Genomic DNA, 23,909 nt, shown 5'->3' on the forward strand with positions numbered 1-23,909 from the left:
TACCACGCCATAGCTGACCTGTGAGGGCATAGCCACCGGCGACGTCCCAAGCGGCGGCGGGTGGCAGGCAACCCCAGAGCGTCCCAGACACCTAGACCCCAGACACCAGGCCCCTGACCCTGGACCCCAGACCCTTCCGGCGGGAGAGGTAAACATATCCCGCAAGGGAGAGGGGGACGATGAGCAGGCTGATCGCCTGGCTTGTGGAGAGGGTCGTCCCAAGGATTTCAACTGAACCCCGAGGGTCCCCTCGAAAAAACTCCAGCCCGAACCGGATTATGCCGTACATGATCCCGTAGCTGGTTATGACCTGGCCGGGGAAGCGGACATGGGAACGGATCTTCAAAAGAACAACGGTGAGCAGAATCAGTAGGGCCGATTCATACAGTTGAGTGGGATGGACGGGAACACCGAGTACACCTGTTGCCAATGATTTGGGGTCGGTAAACGTTACCGCCCATGGCATGTCCGTCGGTTTGCCGTAGCATGACCCGGCGAAAAAGCACCCGATTCGGCCTATCGCATGTCCAAAAGTAAGGGCCGGCGCAACGGTATCCGCGAGAGGCCACAGGTCGAGATGTTTCAGGCGGGCCGCCAGAATAAAGGCCAGTGCTCCTCCGATCAGACCACCGTAGAAAACCAGGCCTCCGTTCCAGATCTTGAAAACATCCAGTGGATTTCTCAGGAAATATCCCAGGTTGACCAGGATGAAAAGTGCCCTGGCTCCCACAAGGATGCCGATTACGACCAAAAATCCCATATCCTGGAAGGTACCCGGTTTTCCACCGTTCTTCTGGTGCAGATACTCGGCCAGGGTTATGGCGGCCAGGATTCCCAGGGCGTAGAACACACCGTAAGTATGGATGGTCAGCGGGCCGATTGTTAACAGTTCAGGGTACAATTTTTCTCGTCTCCCCCGATCAATGTCATCGAACTATCGTTTTCAGAACCCTCGTTTTTTTCGTCCTTGTCGTGCTCCCGGAATTTATAGGTTTTGGGGCCGAGGTCGAGGTCGACCTGAGTCCATATCTTCAACTCCACTCTTTCCTTCGAGACCGGGTCGGTGAGAAGGGTGATGGTTCTGAAAAATCTACCTTTCGGTTCTTCATGAAAATTCGGATCAAATTCAACAACGAGGGTTCCCTTCTCCCCCGGTTTGAGCTTCGTTTTCGTGACGTAGGCCCGTGTGCAGCCGCAGCTCGTGGGTATACCCGTGATGGTCACCGGTTCTCCCCCTGTATAGATGAATGGAAACTCGTGTCTGACGATGCCTTGGCTCTGTTTGGTAATACCGAAATCATACTCTTTCTCAGTAAACCTGAAGTCGCCGAGGACCTCGCCAAAGTCGTCGTCTGCATTCTTCACCCCGGTTTTTCTGAAATCATCAGCGTAGACGACAGTCCCGGAAAGGCGAATGGTTGTAACCGTACCATCCTTGATAAGTGGAATACGTGTCGAGAGGTTATCATCCGCCGGGGCGCTGGTGATCAGAAAGACGCTCCTTGTAAAAGGGCCAACGCCATTTTCGCCGTGGAAGAGAGGATCGAAGTTCACATGGACTTTGAAACTTTCCCCCGGTTTGATCACCTGGCGCCATGACTTTGGTGGACCTTTTCCGAATTTACCCAGGACTCGACCATCCGGCAGCTCGATGGATGCCGTGGTGCATGCACAGGAGGTAAATACTCCCTTGAGGACAAGATCATTCTCTCCCTGGTTCCTCAGATCAAAGGTACGCTGAACAATCCCACCCCTGATGTTGACCTGCCCCAAATCCTGCTCCAGAGCACTTTCGGCCACGACTTTCCCCGAGTTTCCGGCTTCGGAAGAACCAGCGTTATTCGCGCATGCTGAGAGAAAAACAGCTGTCAGGCCGGTCAGTAGCAGGAGGGCAATCCCGCCGAACCTAAGGTGGTCTCTTTTTCGTGCATCAGGATGAAACTCCGGCGAAGTGGGGGTGAGGTTGGGACTGCTACCACTCATAGACCCGTTCCTCGGAACCGGGTATTCCCCTGATGATTATTCGAAAATGTTCCGGCCTCTCGCTGACCTTGAAGATAATCTTCCCACCGTTGTGGTGTCCTCTCATCCGGTCACTCTGGATGGGGCGGTAGGTATGTCCGTTGAACTCCAACTCGGCGCGTTCCATGAAGTTGTAGTCGCCCAGCGCTACCGAATGGGTATTGGCCTGGAACGCAATCTCCATCATCCCATCGTGGTATCGCACAGGCTGGAGATCGATGATAGCGTCCCCGCTGTTCATTGTTCCCGAAGATCTCATGGGCATTGAATCCTCGTCCCACATCGATGATTGACCCGAATCCACCCCGCTGTGCGGGCCTGTCACACCCATGTCACCCGAGCCGCCCATGCCTCCCCCGCCACCCATGTTGCCGGCGAAGACCGTCCCGGACATCACCAATGCTGCAAGAAAAATTGATATCAGGACTTTAAATGTTTTTCCTCTCATGACAAAATCTCCCTTATTTATAGTTTTTTTAATGTTCCCAGGAAAATCACAATGAAAAAGCTGATGCCGGCCAGGACATTGAAGACCATCACCTTGTCCATATCATACCGGACGATGTGTCGAAGGATCCCGCGATCAGGTTGGTAAAGCCCGTTTTTCTGGATGATCCTTAACATCAGATTTATTCCGATCAGATTGGAGCTTACTCCAATGGCCAGGAAGGGTGTCTGGTATTGAACGAAAAATATGGCCGCCGCGGAGGCCCCCAGAATGGGAAGAATGTCGGTGACATGATGCATACAGCACGCGACCATTGCCGTGGTTGACACTCCACCGGCCGCGGCCATGGAGGCTGTAGCTTTCGCTCCTGCGCGTTCCTTGATCATTCCACGGATGAAGGCGAAAAGCCCCGACTGGATCCCGAATCCAAGGACCAGTAATGCAATCCAACCGCCGATGACCTTCAACTCCTCCATGGCGTGATTCAGGGAGTTCGAAAGGATCAGGATGGCAAAGTAAAGCGAGAGAATGGCTGCGGATCCGGCAAAGCCCCACAGATAGTTTCTTACCATTTATTCTTTTCCTTCTCCCGGTAAGATTTCTTTGGCCCGCGATTAGGAAACAGTGGGACGGCAGGCCGCTCCACTGCCCCTGATAGCGGTGGCATCTCACTCCTGCATCCGGTAGATATTGCCTGTGTTCTTGTTGACCAGCAGGCGATCCACCAGGACCTCACCCTTTTTGGTGACCACCAGGACCTCGAACCCGCCTTCAGCTTTCTGTACCTTGCCCACCTTGAGCCTGGGGTTGGAGCGGCGGAGCTGGTAGGCCACGATATTTCCGGCTTCCTCCTTGGTGACCTGTACGGAAGCGGTCTCATCCGAGTTGCTCCAGCAGGTATGTTCGTCATTGGAGTAGTTGCCCATCATGTGGCCGGAAGCCATTGGATTGTTATAGCGCCCGCTTTGGGCTCTCGCGAGGCCATAGCCCCCGCCGACGACGACCAGACTCAGTACTGCGATCATCACCACTTTCCACTTCATCTTTTCGTACCTCCTTCGATGGGTTTAGGGGATATTGCCAAAATCAGCCCTGTGAAGGCATCATGTGTGCCAATCGCCTGCTTGTCATGAAAAGAATGTGTAACTGTTCAAAAAATAAACAAAATTACCCACCAAGCTTTTTAATCTCCACGCCGGCCGCCTTTCCCAAATCACCGTCCGGATCCTTGGCCAGGACTTCCCTGAAGAGCTTCAGTGCTTTGGCGGAGTCCTTCTTGTCGTTCAGGTAAATCTGCCCCAGGTGCAGGGTTGATTCCAGGTTGTCGGGGGCTATTTTTCGGGCCATTTCCAGCTTTTCCACTGCCCGGTCCACGTCGCCGAGCTCTTTGTAAACCAGCCCGAGCTGGTAGAGAACGGAGCTGTTCTTCGGACTGTTTTGTTCGGCCCTTTCGAAAAGCCCAAGGGCCTTCATCGGCTGACCGTTGTCCAGATAATATCCACCTAAGGTTGAAAGGGCCATTACGTTCCATGGGTTTTTCTGGACGTATTCGATGAGCTGCTTGAGCCCGATTTCGGTGGGTGGTGGTCCGGCCGTTTGCCTGCTGTCGTATCCGGGAGAAGCTTGAGGGTTGATGTTCCCTGCTCTTCTGGAGCTGTTGAAAAAGAACAGAAAACCAACGATGGCGAGGGAAACCCCGGCCAGGGAGAGAACCACTCCTTTCCTTTCCCAAAACAGGCGGATTTCCCGCTCGCGATTCCCCGTCTCCTCGACGGCGGAATACGGTTCCTCCTCGGTGCGGTCTTCGTCATAATCATCGTCAACGTCGTCCGCTTCCTCCGGGTCCACTGGAAGCTCAATTTCTCCGGAATCATCCGGGGGCTCGTCATCCATGTGGTGCGCGTCGGCGGGTTCGTCCGAGTTTCCATCCTCCATGCTCTCGATCTCCCCTAAGATTCCTGAAACTTCCCGTCGGTAGTGGTCTCTCAGGTCGGTGTAATCGCCATCGTTGATCTTGCCTGTTGCATGTTCGAACTCGACATCCTTTAAGGCCTTCAGATAGATCTTTTTTTCAGTCTCGAGGGCGCTCATGCGTTCATCAGCGGGATTTTCCCTTTCCAACCATGCCGCCCTCCCCGACCTCAAAGGGGAAAGGGTGTAAAAAAGGGCGGCCAGAAAGATAACTGCGGAAAAAGCCATAACCATCTGTCAGTCCTCCTCGATTTTCCTGAGTTCCTCATCGATTTTTACCTGCATCTCATCGGTTATAGGGTCGCCACCGCCTTCTGTGTCTTCATCTGTCCGATTTTCCACGCCATTACGTGAAGTCCACTTTCTGACGAAAACTATGGCCAGGAGGCCCCCGAAAGCGAGACCTGCGATCGGCACCCCATAGGCGATCAGGTTAAACCCTTTCCGGGGCGGCGAAGAGAGGATTGACTCGCCCGATTTCAGCACGAACGCATTGATGATCTGTTTTTTTGTCCTGCCCTCCCGGATCATACCGCTGATGGTTTCTCTCATCTGGTCCGCCGTCCCGCAGGAGCAGGTGTTGAGGACCATGGAGCATCCGCAGGTGCACATGAGTTCGCTCTCAACCTCCGAGGAGGTGAGGGCCAAACCGGCTGCAGGAAGGGCCAGAAGAACTATCAGCAGTGTACATGTGGTTATGGCCAGAGGCTTCATTTTATAGGATGTCATTGGAACCCACCCTCCTTTTTCTGCCGGGAATAATGGCGATCAGGCCGCCTGCCACCATTGTGAAACCTCCGATCCACACCCATTGGAGCAGCGGGTTCACCATGACCTTCAGGGTGATATCCCAGTTTCTCCCTATGGCAGGCATGGTCACGTAAAGGTCCTCCAGTAGTGTGGACCTGAGGCTGACCTCAGTGGTAGGTTGTTGGGCATTGACGTAGAATCTTTTCTCCGGTCGGATCGTTCCCAGGGAGGTGCCGTTCTTGAAGACCGACAGTGTGGCGGCATAGACCTCCCTGTTCCATTCCCGCCATTTCCCAATCCTGTCGTAGCGCAGGCTGTAGGCGCCCACATTCAGGGTCTGTCCCTTGGTGAGCGTGGCTTGGTTTTCAAGCTTGTAGGCGTTCGATCCGGTGATTCCGATGACCATAAGCACAAGGCCGAGGTGTGCAATAAACCCCCCGTATCTCCTCCTCATCCTCCAGAGGAGGCGAGGGAATGCGACGATCAGCGGTTCCCCCTTCAATTTCCCTCTCGCTTTAGCGCCGGTCCAGAACTCCCTCAGGATTGTCACGGCCACGAAAATGCAGAGAGAGAAAGCGACCAGGGGATAGAATTCCCTTATCCCGGCGACGAGGAGAATGATCGTGCCCGCGATCATTGCCAGAAACGGCAGCATGAAATTCTTTTTCAGGTTGTCCGCGGATGCCTTTCTCCAGCCGATGAGGGGACACAGGCCGGTGACAAGAAGGAGGGCTAGGAAAAGGGGGGTGTTCACCCGGTTGAAAAAGGGCATGCTGACGGTAATCTTATTGCCCGTGACGGCCTCGGAGATGAGGGGAAACAACGTTCCGAACAGGGTGGAGAAGGCCAGGGCCAGGAGGATGACGTTGTTGAACAGGAAGGTGCTCTCCCTTGACAGATAGGATTCCAGGACTTTTTCCGACCTGAGTTTCCGGTAGCTTGACGCGATAAGGGAAAAGCCGCCTATGAGGACGACCCCCATGAACACCAGGAAATAGCCCCCAAGGCCCGTTGCGCCGAAATCGTGGACCGACTGGAGGATTCCGCTTCTGACGAGATACGTCCCGAAGAGGCTCAGGACGAAAGTCAGGAGGATGAGCGTCATGTTCCACACCTTCATGATGTTCCTCCTCTCCTGGATGATAGCGGTGTGGATGAATGCCGTGGCCACGAGCCATGGGATGAAGGAGGCGTTCTCAACCGGATCCCATGCCCAGTACCCGCCCCATCCCAACTCGACGTAAGCCCACTGACCACCCAGGAGAATTCCTATGGTCAGGAAAACCCAGGCGAGGATGTTCCAGACGCGGGTCTTCTTCAGCCAGGATTCGTCGAGGTTTCCCGACGCCATTGCCGCGATGGCGTAGGCGAAAGGTATGGTGAATCCCACGTACCCGAGAAAAAGAGTAGGGGGATGGAAGATCATCCCTGGATTCTGGAGCATGGGGTTAAGCCCTTTCCCGTCGGGTGGGATGAACCTGAGGAGGTCGAAGGGGTTTGTCACAAACGTGATCAGGGCAAGAAAAAATACCAGGGTAGCGGCAAGGACCGTATAGATATAGGGGGTTGCTTTACTGTCGATTTCATCCCTCGTGTTGTAGACAACCACGGCACTGAACAGGCTCAGAATCCATGCCCAAAAGAGCAGGGAGCCTTTCTGTCCGGCCCAGAAGGCGGTGGCCTTGTAAAACAGGGGAAGCGCCCGGTTTGAATAGGAGGCCACATATTCCACCTGGAAATTGTTCGTAAAGAACAGATAGACCAGGGCGATGGAGGCCGTGGAGGTGAAAAATGCTACGGTAACGAGGGCCCTCCTTCCACTCATGATAAAGCGGAAATCGTTTTTCATGATGCCGGTCAGGAGGAGCGCTATGGTCGTCAGTGAGAAGAAGAGCGCCAAAAGCTGAGAATAATTTCCGATAGATACCATGCTGATCTCCTATAGACTGCCGTCTTCAGCTACATATTTAGAAGGACATTTTGCGAGTAGCAGGGTCGTGTCGAAGGTGTTTTTCGCGCGGTCGTATTTGCCCTCCAGGACTACTTCGACGTCGGCTTTGAAAGCGTCGGGAGCCACGCCCTTGTATACTGCCTTGATGGTTTTGGAGTTATCCTCCGGATCGCGAATGGCGAAGGTGAGAATCATGTCGCCCTGGTTGTAGTGTATGGTGTTGTCCACGACCTCACCGCTGATCCTTACGGGACCGTTGTCCAGCGTCTTCGATTGGTCAAGCACCTCGCTGACGGTTCGGTAGTACATACCTGTCTCTGACACCCCGCTGAAGATCAGATATCCGACCCCTCCGAGGACGAGAAAAATCACCAGTATGGTTCTCCAGTTAGATCTTTTCATGGAAAACGGTTCCTCCTTTGCAAAATAGTCCTGGAAATGCGGCCTTGGGTTTCCCGGTTTTAATAAGGTTCATTTGCCTCGTCAGGGCAGGAGGCGGAATACCGGCAGTGTTCCCAACATGCCTTTTGAATGTCGGGGCGTCGGATCTCTGGCTCTGGATATTGGCTGTGCCGGCAACAGGAATGGAAAAAGAGATAAGAAGCGGAAAAACCGGGAGAAACGACTGTGTTCCCGGAGCATTCAGAATAGAAGGGCCTTGCAGTATTCACTAGGGCATACCCGGTTCTCCCCTACCTTAGGTTATGGCTCCTTTAAATCTCCCAAATGAATTGTTTCGTTGATAAGTAGTGATTGTTGCCGCAGTTGTCAACTATTTTTTATTTATCTGATCGGAAATCAACGATCGGCCTGGCTTGATGACTCCTTTTACCGTCCATTTTAGAATTTGAGATTGTTAAATATTTGTGTTACGTTTCTGCACGTTGAATCCAGGTTTCTTGGCACCGAAAATACGGGGAGAAAGATGTATCGGTTCCTTTTCAGGAGACTTTTTCAATCGGTTTTAGGAGCCGGCGTAACGAACGCCTACCTGGGGGGATTCAAACCCCCCGGGGCTCTCTGGCAGGGGCAATCAAAAGGGTTCTGCGTGCCGACCCTTAACTGCTATGCCTGTCCTGGATCCCTGTTTGCCTGCCCCATCGGAACCCTCCAGCACTTTGTCATCATCAGGTCCGTGCCGGTATACTTCACCGGACTCTTCGTCACCCTCAGCATGAGCGTGGGAAGGATGGCCTGCGGCACCTGTCCTTTCGGTTTTCTGCAGGACATGCTCTACAAGTTCCGCTCGTTCAAGATCAGAATCCCCTCCTGGATGACCTACTTCAAGTATGCTTCCCTCGTTGGGTTGGTTATCATTATTCCGTTTTATACACTTCAGCCCTGGTTTTCCAAACTCTGTCCCGTGGGGACCCTTATCGCCGGACTGCCCTGGGTGACCATAAACCCGGAGATCCGTTTGATGATCCATGAGCTTTTCTGGGTCAAGATCGGGATTCTCATAACGGTGGTGAGCCTGGCTGCCGTCGCCAAGAGACCGTTCTGCAGGGTCGTCTGCCCCCTGGGAGCCATCTACTCACTCTTCAACCGGATAAGCATTCTAAGGTTGGCCTGGAACGAGGCCGAGTGTTCCCACTGCGACAAGTGCACCCGCATCTGTCCAATGGACATAGCGGTCTACAAGGACGCCAACAACCACAACTGCATCCGGTGCATGGACTGCACCCAGTGCCCTGCGGTGTCTATTACCCACGTTTTCGCCGGGGCTCGGCTGCCCGCTTCCGAACCCACCGTCGACGTTCCCGCAGACATACCCGCCACCGTGTAGTTTGCACCTATTCCAGGGAAGCGATCACTTTTTTCAGTTTTCTTGACACCTCATCGGCAGTGGGTGCCAGATCGGGATTCCCCACCGATTCCATGGCGACCTCGGGATTGATGGCCGACACGATGGATGTCCCTCCCACACCGTCCTGCACGACAACGTTGCAGGGGAGCAAGAGGCCGATCTGCTTCTCTGCCTGGAGGGTTCGGAAGGCCAGGGACGGGTTGCACGCCCCGAGGATGATGTAATTTCTGAACTCTTTGTCGAGTTTCTTCTTTAACGTGGCTTTCACGTCAATCTCCGTAAGGACTCCGAAACCCTCCGTGGCCAAGGCTTTCCTGGCCTTCTCCACTGCTTCGGCAAAGGGTATGTTCAACACGGTTTTGAAAAAATACCTCTCTGTGATCATCCGGCACCTCCTTCGGCCTTTTCCACTCTGAAACAGATACAGTTCATATTTTACAGTAAACTCTCGGGGACGGTTGTCCGTAACCCATCATGGAGCCCCCACCTCCGACGAAGTCTTACATACCCATTCCGCCGCCCATGCCCATGGCCTGGGAAAGACCGTACCCGGCGAAAATCAAAGCCAGTCCCAATATCCCGGCCAGAAGCCATTTCCATCCATTATCTTTGATCGTTATAGATTTTGCCCTCATTTTTTCCTCCTCTGTCGATCCGCCTTCCGGCTTCTTTGTCTGTTGGTTGGGGAATAAGCATGGACCGTGCCAGAACTTTATAAAATTGGTGTGGATCAGTAAGCCCTTGATATTAATCAGGATAGTAATTTCTCAATTGTTGCAAGGACGGTTGGAGTGTTCCATTTCTACACAGTCTTCCATCTGGGAGATGTTTCTTTTTTGCACAGCTACTGTCTATAATTTAGGTTCATCCGGTTAATGCGTACCTTATTAACCCGGTATCCAACGTTCAAGGTTCAACGGCGGGATTCAGGGTCCAGAGTCCAGGGTCCATCCACCTTCGCTCTGCGAGCTATGGCGGACAGGGAGTCCAGAGTCCAGAGAGGAGGAAAAGCAGGCAATGGGCTATAGGCTCTGGGCTATGGGTAAAGCAGGTCCAAATAACAACGTTCAATGTTCAACGTTCAAGGTTCAACGGGTGCAGTCAGGACATGGGTAACACTTTTAGCTCAGGACATAGGTAACACTTCATTACCCCAATGTTCCTTTCAGACCTTCGCTACCTGCCTCCACGCCTTTGCGTAAAGCTTCAGCCGTCGCCAAGGCTATGGCTGACAAGTCGGCTTGGCAGGCAGAGGAGATCCAAAAACCATAAGGTCCTGGTTTTTAACTTCGCGGTCCTTTGCGGCAGCGCCTGAGAGTGGCGCCCTCCGCGCCTGTCCTGAGCCTGTCGAAGGGCGGCCCTCTGCGATAAAACCTGTGCTTTATTTAGAGCTGTAATGCAGAGTTTCGCAAAGAAGTCAGCTTTTCACAAAATCCGGTCTTCATCCAGGTACTCATTTTCAGGATGACCCGAAATCTTAAACCCGTTAAGAATTTTGCCTTAACTCTGTGTACCCTGCTTAACCCCGTGTACTCCGTGTTAAGTTGTCTTCTTAACCCGATCTGGTCTTTATTCAGGTACGCATTTCCAGGATGATCCGTAATAGAACATCTATTCGGCAGCAATATCTTCGGCCTTATCTATCCAGCCGAGACGCTTAAGAAAACCAATCCCTCCTCACCCGTGTTCTCGATGCCGTGGGAATTTCCGGCGGGAAGAAACAGAACCGTGTCCGCCCCGAGCCCGCTTTTGGTATCCTTCCCCAGGAAGGTCCCTCTTCCCTCCAGAACCACCCAGATATGGTCCCCATCGTGTACGTGGGGCTGAATGTGCTGGCCGGGGCTCAGGCACCAGAGGTTGATCCGGGAACGATCGGATGCGGCGATGGGAATCCTGTTCGCTTTCTCTTTGGAAAAGACGGTCTGACTTCGGTAATCGAGAATGAGGTTTTTCATGGGTATCTCCTTCGTGTCTTCAGGTTTCCTCCGGTTTCCATGTGTCGCCGTTCATGGCATCTTATCCTAATGTCCCGAGGGCGCAACCCCCGTGTCATTGAACGTCCAACATCCAATGTCCAACGGGATAAAACAGCCGGAACCTGAACTGTGCCCGACGGCTACCTTGAGTCTCCGACCCCGAGTTTTCTCAGGATGTTCTCCATAAAGCACCATTATGGTAATGATGTGGTAGGGTACCGGTTGACACTTTTCGCTTTCCGTGGAGTAAAAAGCCATGAATGGACTTTTTACGACCCTATCAATGATAATCAATGGAAGACGGCGTTGATTACACACAGGAATACGGGGAAGAGGCTGTGAGCGGACCCCTGGTCTCTGACACAGGAAAGGGTGCTCAGCTACGACTGCGGCGGGAACCTGTCAACTGAACAGGGCCGGTTCCGGAACCTTCGGAAAGGCAAGGTCACTCATCATGTTGGGCCAATTTGCTGTTTTTGCATCAATCGGGCTGGTAACCGGATTCATGAGCGGGATGTTCGGGATCGGGGGAGGCGCCATCAGGATTCCCATTGTCTTCTTTGCCGGGGTGCCTCTGATAAGCGCCTTCGGAATAAATCTGGCGGTTATTCCATTTTCGTCCCTGGTCGGTGCTTTCAGCCACAGAAAAAATATAGATTATCCCATAGCCAGGAACATGATCATAGGTGGATCCGTGGGCTCGGTAATAGGCGCCTATTTTGCCGGTCTGATTCCTGAACTGACTCTCGCCATTATCTTCGTTGCGGCGGCCATTCTGACGGTGCTGGGCATATACTTCGACAGAATCGCTCCTGAGCTTTCCCGGAAAATAAAACCGAACACCGCGAACATTATCCTCGGCGCGTTCCTTTTGAATCTGATAACGGGCATCCGCGGAGGCAGCGGGGGTGCGTTGTTCCCCCCCTTTCTGAAGATCATGCACCTGGATATTTTCCGGTCCATCGCCACGTCACTGTTTGTTACCATTTTTACGGCCACCGCCGGCATAGCCATCTACTGGAATCGCGGCAACATACCCATCATGCCTGGTTTGGCGGTACTCATCGGGTCCATGATCGGGGCGAGGCTGGGGAGCAGGGTTTCCCTGAGGTCGAAACCGTTCTGGCTGGAGCTTGGTCTTTCGGTCCTGGTGGTGCTTCTTGCTCTGTTTACGGTTTACAGGGCATTGTAACGACCCGGCTTTATCCTCCCGACGTCATCACCTGGGTCGGGGGTCAGCAGCACTCGCACTTTCCTCCGAGCATCCCGTTAATGATCGCCTGGGCGCAGCCTACGCCGGATTTCACCTCTATCGCCTTCGAGGGGCAGTTCATGGCGCAGGCTCCGCATTCCATGCAGGCGTCTCGGTTCACCACTCTGGCGTGGCCGTCTCCCATGGCAAAAACGGCATGCGGGCACACGATGAGGCACATGCCGCAGCCTACGCAATTTCCCCGGTCCAGATCCAGGGTGACAACATCTTTGAGATAGATCAACTTTTCCACGGTGGAATAACTCCTCAGGCAAGCAACAGCGATCCCGCCCAGAGCCCCAGGCCGGAAACTACTGCAGCAATCTCCACAGGGACCGCCCATCGCATCTCCTTCTTGACTCCAGAGAGGGAGGTAATGGTGGATGATCCGGTGAAGTTCATGCCCAGAAAGGCAGCCCCTGCCGAAATCATCAATACCCAGGCCAGGATCTCCAACCGTTGGGATGGGGCCGCGGCATCGGGCCAGGTGAAACCGACCAGGAGCGCGGCTGTCAGAAGTCCCGCCCAGAGCCCCTTTATTGAAAAAGCCCGCCCCGGCAGCCATGGCAGCAGAATGGGTGTTAAAACCGCACCCGCCAGGACAGTACACAGAACCGCCCAGGCTGCGAGTATCCCGTGTGCGGCGGCGGTGGTTCGAAAGGGGCCGGGACCGAGCATGCCGCCGACCAGAAAAAAACCCGGCAGTACGATCAACGATTTTGGAAGGGCCGCGACCAGTTCAACGGGGATCAGGACAATCCGTTCCCGTACGGTAAAGGTTTTCTCCCGCATCTTTGCGGTAGCCTTCAGGCCGTTGTCCAGAAAAGCCGGGAGATCTTTTGCTCGTACAGGCCCATAGACCACCCTGAACCCTGAACCCCTGAGAACCTGGTGGGCCGCAACCCCGGCAGCGCCCAGTTGAGGCAGGATCACAGTCCGGTGCTTTACCACCTTGGAGAGCCCACAGGTTTCTATCCGGTTTACCAGCTCCACTGTGCCGAAAGTGCCCTTTCCGGCAGCGCACCAGACGTTGATTCCTCCGGTATCAAGGACCATGATCCAGGTGTTTCGGCCGGCAAGCTCCCGGCGAAGAAAGTCAAAGCTCATCTTGTAATTGGCGGTCACCATGACAGGTGAATCCTCGTTCGGGCTACCCATGGCGTAAAGCCCCGGCTGCACCCTGTAATTCATCCGACCAACCTTCCAGCGGGCCTTGATGCCTCCCCATCGATCGGCCGTCATCAGCGAGGCCGAAACCAGGGGTACCTCTCCCATCGGCGTCCCTACGGTACCTACGACAAAGGTCTGCCGCAGGGTGGGTGGAACCGTCCGGTCGTCCACGCCGCAGCAGCAGGATGGAACGGACTGCATATCACTCAAGGGAGCCTTTGGGCAGCAGGATTCCGGCGCCGTCGATGTTTTTTCCTTTAATTGTGCATCCATCTTATGGGCCCCCTTTTAATGGATACCCGACATGGAGACCTTGAGGAAGATTTACTGAAACAGCGGGAAGGAGGGGAGGATCTTTCTGCGCCGGGCGATCTGTTCTCGATTGCCTAAGATAGCCAGCGCTTGCGGCGGCGGTAATGCTTGACGTTCCGGTAGCTCTTCTTCTCACCCACCTTTGACAGTCCCAGGTAGAACTCCTTGACGTCCTCATTTTCCTTAAGCTTATCCACGGGGTCGTCGAGTACGATCTTCCCATTCTCCATGATGTACCCATAATCGGAGATGGCCAGAGCGATTCGGGCGTTCTGCTCCACCAGGAGGATGGTGGTGCTCTCCTCCCGATTTATTCTCCTGATGATCCCGAAGATCTCTTTGACCAGCAGGGGAGACAGCCCCAGGGACGGTTCATCCAGAAGCATGAGCTTTGGCCGTGCCATTAGTGCCCGTCCTATGGCAAGCATCTGCTGCTCCCCTCCGGAAAGGTAGCCCGCAAGGGAGTCGCGTCTTTCGACCAGCCGTGGAAAGTATTGGAAAACCATCTGCATATCCCGTTTTGCCGCGGCCCAGTCCTTCCTGGTGTGGGCGCCGGCGATGAGGTTTTCGTCAACGGAAAGATCGTCAAAGACCCTGCGGCCCTCCATGACCTGGAAGATGCCTTTCCTGACAATACCCTCAGGATCGGTATTGTCGATCCTCTCTCCCATGAAGTGGATGGAACCATCGGTAACCTTGCCCTCCTCACCTTTCAAAAGGCCGGATATGGCTTTGAGGGTGGTGGATTTTCCGGCTCCATTGCCGCCGAGGAGAGCGACGATCTGGCCCTCGCGGACCTCCAGGGACATCCCCTTGAGGACCAGGATAACGTCGTCATAAATAACTTCAACGTTGTTCAGGGACAGAGTCGGCGGTTTCTCCATCTTCCCTTCAGTTTGTGCAGTGTTCATCAACCCTGCTCCTCCGAGCCCTGATGTTTTGTGCCATGGTTGTGATAACCAAACAAGGGGGGCAGGATATCTGCCCCCCTTGTTTGCAAAACCTTAGTGTCCAAGCCACTCGGGCTTGCGCTCGAGAGTGATCGTTTTCACGGTTACAATTTTACCCTCGTTGTTGATCATATTGACATTGAGGGTTGTATTGGGCCTGTGATCCGTTGCGGTGAATGTGATGGGGGCCGTCAGCCCACCTGTACTGAAGTCCTTGAGGGTCTCCAAAGCCGCCTTAAGACCGGGACCGTCAAGTGTTTTAGCCTTTTTCAAGGCCTCCCACATGACATTCATCGAGCTCCAGGCCTGAATGTAGTGAACGGTATGGTGCGCGTTGGGGTCCTTGCTCTTGGCCATTTCCATGGGAGCCTTCATGCCGGGGACGTCCGCACCCCACATGGCGAAGGGGCCCATGCCGTAGGCGCGGCCGTTGGCGGTATCGCCGGCCATTTTTGGCAGGTTCTCATCGAAGCCCCAGACGTTGATGATGAACTTGGTGTTAAGACCCAATTTGGCGGCGTCCTTGATGATGACGGCCGCTGATGGGGATGTGCCCCCGATCCAGGCCCAGTCGGGATTGAACCTCTTCATGTTGGCCAGCTGACTGGTGGCCTCTTGTGCGCTAAGGGGAACGAACTGATCAGGGCCGATCTCGAAACCGAGAGATTTGGCCATTGCCTTTCCTGCAGGGATGGGATTCTTGCCGTAGGGATGGTCGGGATAGATAAAGACCACCTTCGGTCTTCGAATGGAATCGGTCCAGGTATCCGAGATGAACTGCATGGCCCCGCGGATGGCGTCCCCGTAGCTTGTCCCGACATAGAAATTATAAGGTGTTTTTGCCGGGTCGTTAAGGAGGGAGTCGTAGGATGCCGACATGTAAACGATCTTGTCCTTGTTGATCTGTTCCTTAAGAGCGTTTGTGTCGCCGGTTCCCCACCCCTGGATAACGAATATCCCTTTGTCCTTGTAGGTCTTGTAAAGGGACACGGCTTCAGGGATCTTGTATCCATAGTCATTGGCGATGAGCTCGATATTGCGCCCGTTCACTCCGCCATGCTCATTAATGTATTCGGCCGCGTCCACGGCGCCCTGGGCGTAATCCTTTCCGACCCCGGATGTCGGACCTGAGGTGTCGAAAATTCCGCCGACCAGGATAGGTTGGGCGGGTTTCTCAGGGGCCTTGGCGCAACCGAATACGCCGAGGGCCATGGCCGTCAGGGCCGCAACCGCACAGATGGTCCATTTGGATCTTAAAATTCGTCTGCTCATGGCAAACCTCCTTCTCCCATTCAGTGAATGTTATCCCCCCGGTCAATCTTGATTGGATCGTAAAAAGCCCATCCATGGCTTTTTACTCCACGGAAAGCGAAAAGTGTCATTTTCACTTTCCCCACAAATCAACAACTTGCAAAGCAAGTCTTTGATTTGCGCGCCCCCCAATGGGCGCGTTGATGACTTTTTACTACAAAGTCATCAATCTTGATAGGGTCGCAAAAAGCCCATCCGCTTTTTACTCCACGGAAAGCGAAAAGTGTCATTTTCACTTTCCTTACAAATCAACAACTTGCAACGCAAGTTATTGATTTGGGCGCCCTTCAGTGGGCGCGTTGATGACTTTTTGCGAAGTCATCAATCTTTATGTTCAAACCTGTGACAGGCCGGTAAAAGTCTCCTGGAGCCCTTTTGCCGGATTGTCATAGGTTAATACGAAAACGGCCACAGCTTCCAGTAATTTCTGATGGTGTGCCATCGTGCGGCCAGGCCATCGGGCTCGAAGATAAGGAAAAGAATGATAATCACGCCGAATACCCCATCCCTCAGGCTGTTGAATATGGCGAATATGTCGGGGTAGACGGTGGTAAGGGCGTGCTCCGGAATACGGAGCAGTTCCGGGAGAAGCGTCATGAAGATGGCGCCGTAGATGGCTCCCAGGACGTGTCCCATCCCTCCGATGATGATCATGGCCAGATACTGGACCGAAAGCCAGATGCCGAAATGTTCGTCGGACACCACAAGTACGTAGTGGGCCCACAGGGCTCCGGATATCCCCACCATGAATGAGCTGACGCCGAAAGAGAGGATTCGGTACAGCCATACGTTGACTCCCATCACCTCAGCGGAAAGGTGCCGGTCCCGGATAGCCACGAACGCGCGTCCCGGACGGGTCCTGGTGATATTCTTGGTGTAGAGGGTGGCAAGGATCACAAAGAAATATATGAGGTAGTAATAGGACCGGTCGGTGTCGAGAAGAATCCCGAAAAACGAGGGGGACTTGACCGTCATCCCGGAACTCCCTCCCGTCAGGGCCGTCCAGTTTCTCATGGCATATTCAATAATGAACTGGGCCGCCATGGTGGCGATGGCAAGATAAAGGCCCTTCAGTCTGAGGGAAGGGATACCGAAAATCATCCCGACGACCGCGGTAATAAGACCGGCGAGGGGCAGCGCGATCCAGAATGGGAGTCCCGCCCTCATGGTCAGGATGGCGGAGGCATAAGCCCCGACCCCCATGAATGCACCGTGCCCCAGCGAAATCTGGCCGGTATACCCGGTGAGGATGTTCAGCCCATGGGCGCCGATGATGTATATCCCGATAAGGTTGGCGAGGTAGAGGGTGTTGGTTCCCACGATGGAATTGATGGGGCGGGCGATGAATGGGAATATCGCAAGGAAGATGAAAAACAGCGCCATCCAGACCTTGATGAAAGGGGTCTGGAATATCGCCATGTCCTTTTTATAGGTTTCGTGGAATATTCCGCACTGCTGCATATGGTTAAACCCTCTCTATCTCCTCTGTGCCGAAGAGCCCATAGGGCTTGATCATGAGGATGATGACCAGGATTACGAAGGGCGCCACCTCCTTGACCCCGCCACCGAAGAAGTGGTCGAGGTAGCCGCCGGACAAGTTTTCCAGGATGCCGATGATCAGCCCGCCCAGGACCGCTCCCGGGATGCTGTCAAGGCCGCCGAGGATGACGGCAGGGAAAACCTTCAGGCCCACGGCAGAGAGGGTCACGTTGACCCCGTTGATGTTTCCGATGAGAATACCGCCCACCGCCGACACTATGGCTGCGACGCACCATGAAATGGCGAAGATCTTCTTGACCGAGATTCCCATGGAAAGGGCCACCTGGTTGCTGTTGGCCGTGGCCCTCATGGCTATCCCCATGCGGGAGTACTTGAAGAAGAGCGCGAAGATGATGAGAAATACGATGGATGCCGCAAATGTGTAGATGTAGACCTGTGATACTACGATCTCGCCAAATCGAACGGGCGCCTGCGGGAAGATGGTGGGGAAAACCCTGATCTGCGTTCCCCACAACGCCGAGACGAAGGATTTGAGGACCAGCGAAAGGCCGATTGTCACCATGATGATGGAGATAACCGGTTCGCCGATCATCGGCCTGAGGATCAGCCTCTCGATGGCAAGGGCGAGGATAACTGAAAATACCATGGTCAGAAGGAACCCCGCCCAGAAGGGGAGGTGAAACTGGACAATCAGGGACAGGCACACGTAGGCCCCAACCATAAGGAGTTCACCCTGGGCAAAGTTGATAACCGAGGATGCCTTGTAGATCAGGACGAACCCCAGGGCTACAAGGCTGTAGACGCTGCCGATGGCGAGCCCCTGAATGATCAGCTGAAGAAAGAACCAGAACTCCTGCATTTTCCGTCAGCTTCCTATATTAATAGGGTCGTAAAAAGTCCATCCATGGCTTTTTACTCCACGGAAAGCGAAAAGTGTCATTTTCACTTTCCTCACAAATCTTCGATTTGAGCGCCCCTCATTGGGCGCGTTGATGACTTCGCAAGAAGTCATCAATATTAATAGGGTCGTAAAAAGTCCATTAATGGCTTTTTACTCCACATCCATGGTCCGGACGGCGACGGTTGTCTTGATCCTGGTCGTCCGGCCGTCCTGGAACGTGATGATCGTGTCGATAGGTACGGCTTCCGTGTCCGTGTACATAGCCTCGATGACCTCCTTGTAGCGTTCACCGATAAATCCCCGGCGCACCTTTTTCGTCCTGGTCAGTTCCTCGTCGTCGGCGTCAAGTTCCTTGTACAGGAGGACAAACTTGACAATGATTGAAGCTTTGTTGATCCGTGTCAGTTCACTGTTGACTCTCCTGATCTCGCTTTCGATGAGATCATAGACCTCGGGTTTGGATGACAGGTCGGTGTAGGTCGTGTAGTTCGTCCTGTTCTTCTCCGCCCATTTTCCTACAATTTCCATGTCGATATTTACGATGGCCGTGATGAATTTTCTTTGGTCTCCAATGACCACGGCTTCCTTGATGTAGGGCGAAAATTTGAGCTTGTTCTCGATGAACTGGGGTGAGAACAGGGTCCCGTTGGACATCTGCATTACGTCCTTGACCCGGTCTATTACAACGAGGTGACCATCGTCAGTGAAGTGTCCCGCGTCCCCCGAGTGGAGCCAGCCGTCCTTGAGGGTCTGAGTCGTGGCTTCATCGTTCTTGTAGTAGCCCAGGAATACGCTGGGACTGCGGGAGAGAATTTCCCCGTCAGGGGATATGGCGATCTCCGTTTCGGGGATGGGTTTTCCCACCGAATCGAAATTGACATCGCCGTCGTAGTGGATGCAGGAAATCCCCGAGATCTCTGTCTGACCGTAGATCTGTTTAAGGTTGACGCCCAGCCCGTGGAAAAATCGAAAGGTGTCGGGTCCAAGGGCCGCCCCGCCGGTGGAGGCCGAACGCAGGTGGGAAAACCCAAGGCGATCCTTAAGTGCCCTGAAGGCAAACAGGTAGGCGAGGAAATACTGGATGCGCAGGGCAAAGGATGGTTTTCTCTTTTCGAAGCTGCAGTCGGCCATCCTGTAGCCGATGGGCAGGGATAGGTTGAATGCAAGCCTCTTGAGGGGAGTGGCGTCCATGATTTTGACCTGGACCGAAGCGGCCAGGTTCTCCCAGATGCGGGGTGGGGAGAACATGACGTTGGGGCCGATCTCCCGGATGTTTTCCTGAACGGTTTCCGGTTCCTCCGGAAAATTCACCGTAAATCCAACCAGAAGAGCGCTCCCAACGCTCATCATCTGTTCGCCGATCCATGGAAGGGGCAGGAATGAGACGAATTCATCGTCGGAATATTTCGGGTCCACCCTGATGAGGTTGCTGGCCATCTTGAGTATGTTGGTATGCGACAGCATGGATCCTTTCGGAAAGCCCGTCGTTCCTGAAGTATAGGCGATCAGGGCGAGATCCTCCCCGGTGCCCGCATAGACCATATCCATGAAGAGCTTCGAGCCCTTGGCGTAAAGATCCCGACCGAGATCCTCTACTTTCCTGAAGTCAAGGAGAAACTCATCGTCGTAATTCCTCATCCCTTTGGGATCGGTGTATATGACTTTCCGTACCTTTGGGATCGATTCCCGCAGTTCCAGGATTTTGTCCACCTGTTCCTGATCTTCAGCCACAACAAACTTTGCGTCGGAGTGGTCTATTACGTATCCCACCTCTTTGGGTGTGGAGTCCTGGTAAATCCCAAGGGGAATCGCGCCGGCGCTCTGAGCGGCCAGTTCGGCAAATACCCACTCAGGCCTGTTGTCTCCAATCATGGCAACCTTGTCGCCCTTTTCAAGACCCAGGCTTACCAACCCGAGACAAAAAAGCCTGACATGCTCCAGGTAGTCCTTCCATGTGAAGGTCTGCCAGATTCCGAACTCTTTTTCCCTCAGGGCGACCTTCTTGTCGCCGTAGCGCCGCGCGTTACGGACCAGAAGCCTCGGGAGGGTATCCCGTGCCCTTATGTCCAGGCTGTTGGCGGGCTGTCTGTCTTTTTTCCAGAACAATTTAAGAACCTCACAAAAAGTCTCTTCGATTCTATTTACAATTCTTCATCATCACCCAGGTAGGCGCTGACGACCTTGGGGTCCGCCTGAATTTCCTCCGGCCGGCCTTCCGCGATTTTGACCCCGAAATCCAGGGCGCATATCCTGTCGGAAATATCCATGATTACACCCATGTCGTGTTCTATGAGCACGACCGTAATGTCTCGTTCCTCGTTAATGTCCAGGATGAAACGGGCCATGTCCTCCGTTTCCTCCGCGTTCATCCCGGCCATCGGTTCGTCAAGGAGGAGCACCTCAGGGTTGAGGGCAAGGGCCCTGCCCAGTTCCACGCGCTTCTGCAGGCCGTAGGCCAAGGTGCCGACTGTCTCCTTGCGGATATTCTGGATCTCAAGGAAATCGATGATCTCCTCGACAATCTCCCTGTTCCGGATCTCCTCACTGCGGGCTTTGCCGAAAAAGAAACCGCCGGTGACAAGTTCCGTTTTCATGTGGATATGCCTTCCCAGCATGAGGTTGTCGATAACCGACATCCCGCGAAACAGCTCAATATTCTGGAAACTCCGGGCTAGCCCAAGCTCCGCTCTTCGATGTGGGGAGAGTTTGGAAATCCCTTTATTTTTGAAGATGATGCTGCCCCGATCGGGGTGATATAGACCTGAAATACAGTTGAATATGCTGGTCTTGCCGGCACCGTTTGGACCGATGATGGCGAAAATCTCCCCCTTGCGTACATGAAGATTAATGCCGTTTAAGGCCATGATCCCGCCGAAGTGCAGATAGATGTCCTTCAGCTCAAGAATTGGCAAGGGGGGGAGACCTCCCGGATGTCGGATGGAGGCATCCCTGGACCGGCAATTTCCCAAGGGGATCGCGCTTCCAACACTAAAACGACGTTTTATTATTGCCTGGATAAAACTTTCATACAGTTACGCTATTTGCGCTTCACCTGTCAAGGGCAAAGCCGTAAAGGGGGTCATGCTGTTTCGCTTGATTAAGACTATATTGCCAGTTAACGTAAAGTGTAATATATGTGTTGACACGCCACCTTCCATGACGGTAACCTTATTTTCAGTTGAGCTTGAAAAAACTGTTAAAACAATGTTTGATGGACTTGCAAAAAGTCCCGAAAGAGACTTTTTACGAGGGTATCAAAAAAGAAAGGGGGTTCCTCGATGTTTGCCAGAGATTATATGACCAAAGCGATCGCTACCGTCCATCCCGACGACCTTGTAATCGATGTCGCCAAGACCATGCAACATGAGGGGATACGTCATGTACCCGTGGTGGAAAACGGACGGCTTGTAGGGATTGTAAGTCGGAATACCCTCAGGGACGCTTCCCCCTCAAAGGCAACGGATCTGTCCAAGCGGGAGATCAACTTCCTTCTGTCAAAGATGAAAGTCAGGGAGGTCATGAAGAAAGAGGTGATCACATGCGGTCCGGATGCTCACGTGGAAGATGTCGCACGTACCATGCAGACGAAGCGAATTGGCGCCATGCCTGTCGTGGAGAAGGGAAAACTGCTCGGGATCCTGACCAATAATGACATGTTCCGGATACTGATGAAGATACTGGGTATGGACGGGCCGGGTGTCAGGATTACTTTGGAGATCGGTAGGGGCAGGGGGGAGCTTCTCGTCGACATTGTCAAAGCTGCCAAGGATGAGGGGAAAACCATTAAGAGCCTTGTCTCCATTGAGAGCCCTCTCCCCGGCCGTCAGACCGTTATTCTCCATCTGGATGCTTCTGACATGACGGAAGTGCTCGGCACACTGAAGAGCAGGGGGTTCGAGATCATATCCGTGGATGAGGTGAAATAGTTGATGACTTTTTACAAAGTCATCAACGCGCCCGGGAAGGGCGCCCAAATCAATGGCTTGCAGCGCAAGTTGTTGATTTGTGAGGAAAGTGAAAATGACATTTTTCGCTTTCCGTGGAGTAAAAAGCCATGAATGGATTTTTTACGACCCAATCAAAGTTGTCGGATTCACAGGAGGTCCGTCAACGGGACGGAGGCGGAAAGCCGACCTTAGCCATCGGCGAAGTTTCAAGGGAGGTAGGTCTAAGCACCCGAACCATCCGCTATTATGAGGAGATAGGTTTGCTGGACAGCGTCTCCAGGGTCAAAAACGGGCGGAGGATGTTCGGTCCGGACGAGATCAGAAGGCTCAAGTTCATAAAAAGGCTCAAGCATCTCGGACTTTCCCTCTCGGAGATGATGGAACTCGAGGATCTGTACAGGCGATGCGGGGATAACAGGAAGGTTCTTCCGCTGCTTGTCCAGTTCTTCGATGAGCAACTGGGAAGGATCGACACCAGGATGGAGAACCTCCGTCTTCTCAAAAACGATATCATTGCCTACAGGGAGAGAATGATAGGGAAGATGGGGGCGGATTAAAGTCCAGAGTCCAACGGGATAGACCAGTTCAACATTCAATGTGGCGAACAAGTCCAGAGTCCAGAGGGGAAGATCGGACACGGAGGTGCGGGGATACGGTGCCTTGGGAACAGCGGAGGTTATAATGGCCGAAGAAAAAGATGTGGGTACGGTAAAGTACGAGACCAGAGGTCGAATCGGTATCGCGACCCTCAGTCGTCCGGACAAGCTCAACGCCTTCAATCGGGAGATGCTGGCGGAACTTACGGCCGTTCTCGATGAAGTGGAAGGGGATGGAAATGTCCGGGTTTTGATCATTCGCGGTGAGGGGGAGAAGGCCTTCGCCGCTGGTGCGGACCTGAATCTGCTCATCACCCTCAACGGCAAGGACGCCAGGGATATTTCCACGTTCGCCCAGAGGATTATGACGAAAATCGAGGCCCTGCCCATTCCGGTCATCGCGGCCGTTCAGGGGGTCGCCGTGGGTGGTGGGCTGGAACTGCCCCTCGCATGTGACCTGATACTGGCGAGTGAGGGCTCAAGGCTGGGCCTGGTGGAGACAAATCTTGGTATTCTTCCGGGATGGGGAGGTTGCATACGCCTGCCGCGGCGGGTCGGCTTGGGACGGGCCAAAGAGATGATATTTTCCGGGCGCCTTGTCCAGGCGGGAGAGGCACTTTCCATGGGGCTGGTGGATGCAGTGTTTTCCGACGATGGGTTTGAGGATTCAATAATGGAATATGCTAAGATGCTTTCCCGGAAATCCCCCGTATCCATGACCCTTGCCAAGTCCGCCATCCTCAGGGGCATGGACGCCAGCCTTGAGGCCGGCCTGGCACTGGAAAGGGAGGCTTTCGCCTACTGTTTTTCCATGCCGGATGCCAGGGAGGGTATTTCCGCGTTTCTCGAAAAGCGCCCCCCGAGGTTCGAGGATGATGACTTCGCAAAAAGTCATCATCGCGCCCGGTGAAGGGCGCTCAAATCGAAGATTTGTGAGGAAAGTGAAAATGACACTTTTCGCTTTCCGTGGAGTAAAAAGCCATTAAGGACTTTTTACGACCCTATAAAAGTTGATGACTTCGCAAAAAGTCATCATCGCGCCCGG

24 protein-coding genes are annotated in these 23,909 nt (G+C 53.7%); 5 read left to right on the forward strand and 19 right to left on the reverse strand.

Going from position 1 to position 23,909, the window contains the following annotated elements; all coding sequences use genetic code 11:
* Positions 1-91: 91 nt before the first annotated feature.
* From lgt to GXP52_10610, 9 genes are all read right to left on the reverse strand, one after another.
* On the reverse strand, positions 92-901 hold the full coding sequence (lgt, locus tag GXP52_10570) for a prolipoprotein diacylglyceryl transferase (GenBank protein ID NOY87723.1): 810 nt from the start codon (positions 899-901) through the stop codon (positions 92-94).
* Positions 883-1,983 (reverse strand): DUF1573 domain-containing protein, encoded by a 1,101-nt coding sequence (locus GXP52_10575; protein NOY87724.1) that lies wholly within the window; start codon positions 1,981-1,983, stop codon positions 883-885. The genes lgt and GXP52_10575 overlap by 19 nt, the downstream gene beginning before the upstream one ends.
* Positions 1,973-2,470, reverse strand: coding sequence for a hypothetical protein (locus tag GXP52_10580; GenBank protein ID NOY87725.1), 498 nt, complete (start codon positions 2,468-2,470; stop codon positions 1,973-1,975). Before GXP52_10580 ends, GXP52_10575 begins: the two co-directional genes overlap by 11 nt.
* Before the next feature lie 17 nt (positions 2,471-2,487).
* On the reverse strand, positions 2,488-3,042 hold the full coding sequence (locus GXP52_10585; protein NOY87726.1) for a hypothetical protein: 555 nt from the start codon (positions 3,040-3,042) through the stop codon (positions 2,488-2,490).
* A gap of 96 nt (positions 3,043-3,138) precedes the next feature.
* Positions 3,139-3,513: a hypothetical protein gene (locus tag GXP52_10590; GenBank protein NOY87727.1), complete on the reverse strand. Its 375-nt coding sequence runs from the start codon at positions 3,511-3,513 to the stop codon at positions 3,139-3,141.
* A 124-nt stretch (positions 3,514-3,637) separates the two neighbouring features.
* On the reverse strand, positions 3,638-4,675 hold the full coding sequence (locus GXP52_10595) for a tetratricopeptide repeat protein (protein NOY87728.1): 1,038 nt from the start codon (positions 4,673-4,675) through the stop codon (positions 3,638-3,640).
* Between the two features lie 3 nt (positions 4,676-4,678).
* Entirely contained in the window at positions 4,679-5,170 is a 492-nt protein-coding gene (locus tag GXP52_10600; protein NOY87729.1) for a cytochrome c-type biogenesis protein CcmH, read from the reverse strand.
* Positions 5,157-7,121 carry a heme lyase CcmF/NrfE family subunit gene (locus tag GXP52_10605; GenBank protein NOY87730.1) on the reverse strand — a complete coding sequence of 655 codons (1,965 nt, stop codon included), beginning with the start codon at positions 7,119-7,121 and terminating at the stop codon, positions 5,157-5,159. Before GXP52_10605 ends, GXP52_10600 begins: the two co-directional genes overlap by 14 nt.
* Before the next feature lie 9 nt (positions 7,122-7,130).
* Positions 7,131-7,544, reverse strand: coding sequence for a cytochrome c maturation protein CcmE (locus tag GXP52_10610; protein NOY87731.1), 414 nt, complete (start codon positions 7,542-7,544; stop codon positions 7,131-7,133).
* 523 nt (positions 7,545-8,067) lie between these two features.
* On the opposite strand from GXP52_10610, the gene GXP52_10615 reads away from it, so the two are divergent.
* On the forward strand, positions 8,068-8,928 hold the full coding sequence (locus GXP52_10615) for a 4Fe-4S binding protein (GenBank protein ID NOY87732.1): 861 nt from the start codon (positions 8,068-8,070) through the stop codon (positions 8,926-8,928).
* A gap of 7 nt (positions 8,929-8,935) precedes the next feature.
* On the opposite strand, the gene GXP52_10620 is transcribed toward GXP52_10615, so the two are convergent.
* Positions 8,936-9,334, reverse strand: a complete 399-nt coding sequence (locus GXP52_10620; GenBank protein ID NOY87733.1) for a DUF302 domain-containing protein — start codon at positions 9,332-9,334, stop codon at positions 8,936-8,938.
* Between the two features lie 1,255 nt (positions 9,335-10,589).
* Complete coding sequence (locus tag GXP52_10625) at positions 10,590-10,904, reverse strand: cupin domain-containing protein (GenBank protein ID NOY87734.1); 315 nt, start codon at positions 10,902-10,904, stop codon at positions 10,590-10,592.
* A 475-nt stretch (positions 10,905-11,379) separates the two neighbouring features.
* Between GXP52_10625 and GXP52_10630 the strand changes: the two genes are divergently transcribed.
* Complete coding sequence (locus tag GXP52_10630) at positions 11,380-12,117, forward strand: sulfite exporter TauE/SafE family protein (protein ID NOY87735.1); 738 nt, start codon at positions 11,380-11,382, stop codon at positions 12,115-12,117.
* Between the two features lie 43 nt (positions 12,118-12,160).
* Here GXP52_10630 and GXP52_10635 read toward each other — a convergent pair whose 3' ends face one another.
* The 8 genes from GXP52_10635 to GXP52_10670 all read right to left on the reverse strand — a co-directional run bounded on the left by GXP52_10635 (position 12,161) and on the right by GXP52_10670 (position 21,233).
* Positions 12,161-12,430: a 4Fe-4S dicluster domain-containing protein gene (locus tag GXP52_10635; GenBank protein ID NOY87736.1), complete on the reverse strand. Its 270-nt coding sequence runs from the start codon at positions 12,428-12,430 to the stop codon at positions 12,161-12,163.
* A 14-nt stretch (positions 12,431-12,444) separates the two neighbouring features.
* A complete protein-coding gene (locus GXP52_10640) occupies positions 12,445-13,548 on the reverse strand; it encodes an acetyl-CoA synthase subunit gamma (GenBank protein NOY87737.1) in 1,104 nt (367 codons plus the stop codon).
* A 185-nt stretch (positions 13,549-13,733) separates the two neighbouring features.
* On the reverse strand, positions 13,734-14,543 hold the full coding sequence (locus tag GXP52_10645; GenBank protein ID NOY87738.1) for an ABC transporter ATP-binding protein: 810 nt from the start codon (positions 14,541-14,543) through the stop codon (positions 13,734-13,736).
* A 120-nt stretch (positions 14,544-14,663) separates the two neighbouring features.
* Positions 14,664-15,881: an ABC transporter substrate-binding protein gene (locus GXP52_10650; GenBank protein ID NOY87739.1), complete on the reverse strand. Its 1,218-nt coding sequence runs from the start codon at positions 15,879-15,881 to the stop codon at positions 14,664-14,666.
* A 432-nt stretch (positions 15,882-16,313) separates the two neighbouring features.
* Positions 16,314-17,381: a branched-chain amino acid ABC transporter permease gene (locus tag GXP52_10655; protein ID NOY87740.1), complete on the reverse strand. Its 1,068-nt coding sequence runs from the start codon at positions 17,379-17,381 to the stop codon at positions 16,314-16,316.
* 4 nt (positions 17,382-17,385) lie between these two features.
* Entirely contained in the window at positions 17,386-18,279 is an 894-nt protein-coding gene (locus tag GXP52_10660; protein ID NOY87741.1) for a branched-chain amino acid ABC transporter permease, read from the reverse strand.
* Positions 18,280-18,471: 192 nt separating this feature from the next.
* Positions 18,472-20,385, reverse strand: a complete 1,914-nt coding sequence (locus tag GXP52_10665; GenBank protein NOY87742.1) for a long-chain fatty acid--CoA ligase — start codon at positions 20,383-20,385, stop codon at positions 18,472-18,474.
* 77 nt (positions 20,386-20,462) lie between these two features.
* Positions 20,463-21,233, reverse strand: coding sequence for an ABC transporter ATP-binding protein (locus tag GXP52_10670; GenBank protein NOY87743.1), 771 nt, complete (start codon positions 21,231-21,233; stop codon positions 20,463-20,465).
* A gap of 366 nt (positions 21,234-21,599) precedes the next feature.
* Between GXP52_10670 and GXP52_10675 the strand changes: the two genes are divergently transcribed.
* The 3 genes from GXP52_10675 (at position 21,600) to GXP52_10685 (ending at position 23,774) form a co-directional block, all read left to right on the forward strand.
* Positions 21,600-22,247 (forward strand): CBS domain-containing protein, encoded by a 648-nt coding sequence (locus tag GXP52_10675; protein ID NOY87744.1) that lies wholly within the window; start codon positions 21,600-21,602, stop codon positions 22,245-22,247.
* Between the two features lie 128 nt (positions 22,248-22,375).
* Positions 22,376-22,825, forward strand: coding sequence for a MerR family transcriptional regulator (locus GXP52_10680; protein ID NOY87745.1), 450 nt, complete (start codon positions 22,376-22,378; stop codon positions 22,823-22,825).
* A 124-nt stretch (positions 22,826-22,949) separates the two neighbouring features.
* The gene (locus GXP52_10685) at positions 22,950-23,774 is read left to right on the forward strand and encodes an enoyl-CoA hydratase/isomerase family protein (GenBank protein ID NOY87746.1); all 825 of its coding nucleotides are present in this window, start codon (positions 22,950-22,952) and stop codon (positions 23,772-23,774) included.
* The last annotated feature ends 135 nt before the right edge of the window (positions 23,775-23,909 follow it).

This window comes from Deltaproteobacteria bacterium, assembly GCA_013151915.1.
Classification (GTDB): domain Bacteria; phylum BMS3Abin14; class BMS3Abin14; order BMS3Abin14; family BMS3Abin14; genus BMS3ABIN14.

Coding starts and splice junctions, on each gene's coding strand:
- GXP52_10575 (NOY87724.1), bottom strand. CDS start 1,983: ATGAGTGGTAGCAGTCCCAACCTCACCCCCACTTCGCCGGAGTTTCAT.
- GXP52_10580 (NOY87725.1), bottom strand. CDS start 2,470: ATGAGAGGAAAAACATTTAAAGTCCTGATATCAATTTTTCTTGCAGCA.
- GXP52_10585 (NOY87726.1), bottom strand. CDS start 3,042: ATGGTAAGAAACTATCTGTGGGGCTTTGCCGGATCCGCAGCCATTCTC.
- GXP52_10590 (NOY87727.1), bottom strand. CDS start 3,513: ATGAAGTGGAAAGTGGTGATGATCGCAGTACTGAGTCTGGTCGTCGTC.
- GXP52_10595 (NOY87728.1), bottom strand. CDS start 4,675: ATGGTTATGGCTTTTTCCGCAGTTATCTTTCTGGCCGCCCTTTTTTAC.
- GXP52_10600 (NOY87729.1), bottom strand. CDS start 5,170: ATGACATCCTATAAAATGAAGCCTCTGGCCATAACCACATGTACACTG.
- GXP52_10605 (NOY87730.1), bottom strand. CDS start 7,121: ATGGTATCTATCGGAAATTATTCTCAGCTTTTGGCGCTCTTCTTCTCA.
- GXP52_10610 (NOY87731.1), bottom strand. CDS start 7,544: ATGAAAAGATCTAACTGGAGAACCATACTGGTGATTTTTCTCGTCCTC.
- GXP52_10615 (NOY87732.1), top strand. CDS start 8,068: ATGTATCGGTTCCTTTTCAGGAGACTTTTTCAATCGGTTTTAGGAGCC.
- GXP52_10620 (NOY87733.1), bottom strand. CDS start 9,334: ATGATCACAGAGAGGTATTTTTTCAAAACCGTGTTGAACATACCCTTT.
- GXP52_10625 (NOY87734.1), bottom strand. CDS start 10,904: ATGAAAAACCTCATTCTCGATTACCGAAGTCAGACCGTCTTTTCCAAA.
- GXP52_10630 (NOY87735.1), top strand. CDS start 11,380: ATGTTGGGCCAATTTGCTGTTTTTGCATCAATCGGGCTGGTAACCGGA.
- GXP52_10640 (NOY87737.1), bottom strand. CDS start 13,548: ATGCAGTCCGTTCCATCCTGCTGCTGCGGCGTGGACGACCGGACGGTT.
- GXP52_10645 (NOY87738.1), bottom strand. CDS start 14,543: ATGGAGAAACCGCCGACTCTGTCCCTGAACAACGTTGAAGTTATTTAT.
- GXP52_10650 (NOY87739.1), bottom strand. CDS start 15,881: ATGAGCAGACGAATTTTAAGATCCAAATGGACCATCTGTGCGGTTGCG.
- GXP52_10655 (NOY87740.1), bottom strand. CDS start 17,381: ATGCAGCAGTGCGGAATATTCCACGAAACCTATAAAAAGGACATGGCG.
- GXP52_10660 (NOY87741.1), bottom strand. CDS start 18,279: ATGCAGGAGTTCTGGTTCTTTCTTCAGCTGATCATTCAGGGGCTCGCC.
- GXP52_10675 (NOY87744.1), top strand. CDS start 21,600: ATGTTTGCCAGAGATTATATGACCAAAGCGATCGCTACCGTCCATCCC.
- GXP52_10680 (NOY87745.1), top strand. CDS start 22,376: ATGAATGGATTTTTTACGACCCAATCAAAGTTGTCGGATTCACAGGAG.
- GXP52_10685 (NOY87746.1), top strand. CDS start 22,950: ATGGCCGAAGAAAAAGATGTGGGTACGGTAAAGTACGAGACCAGAGGT.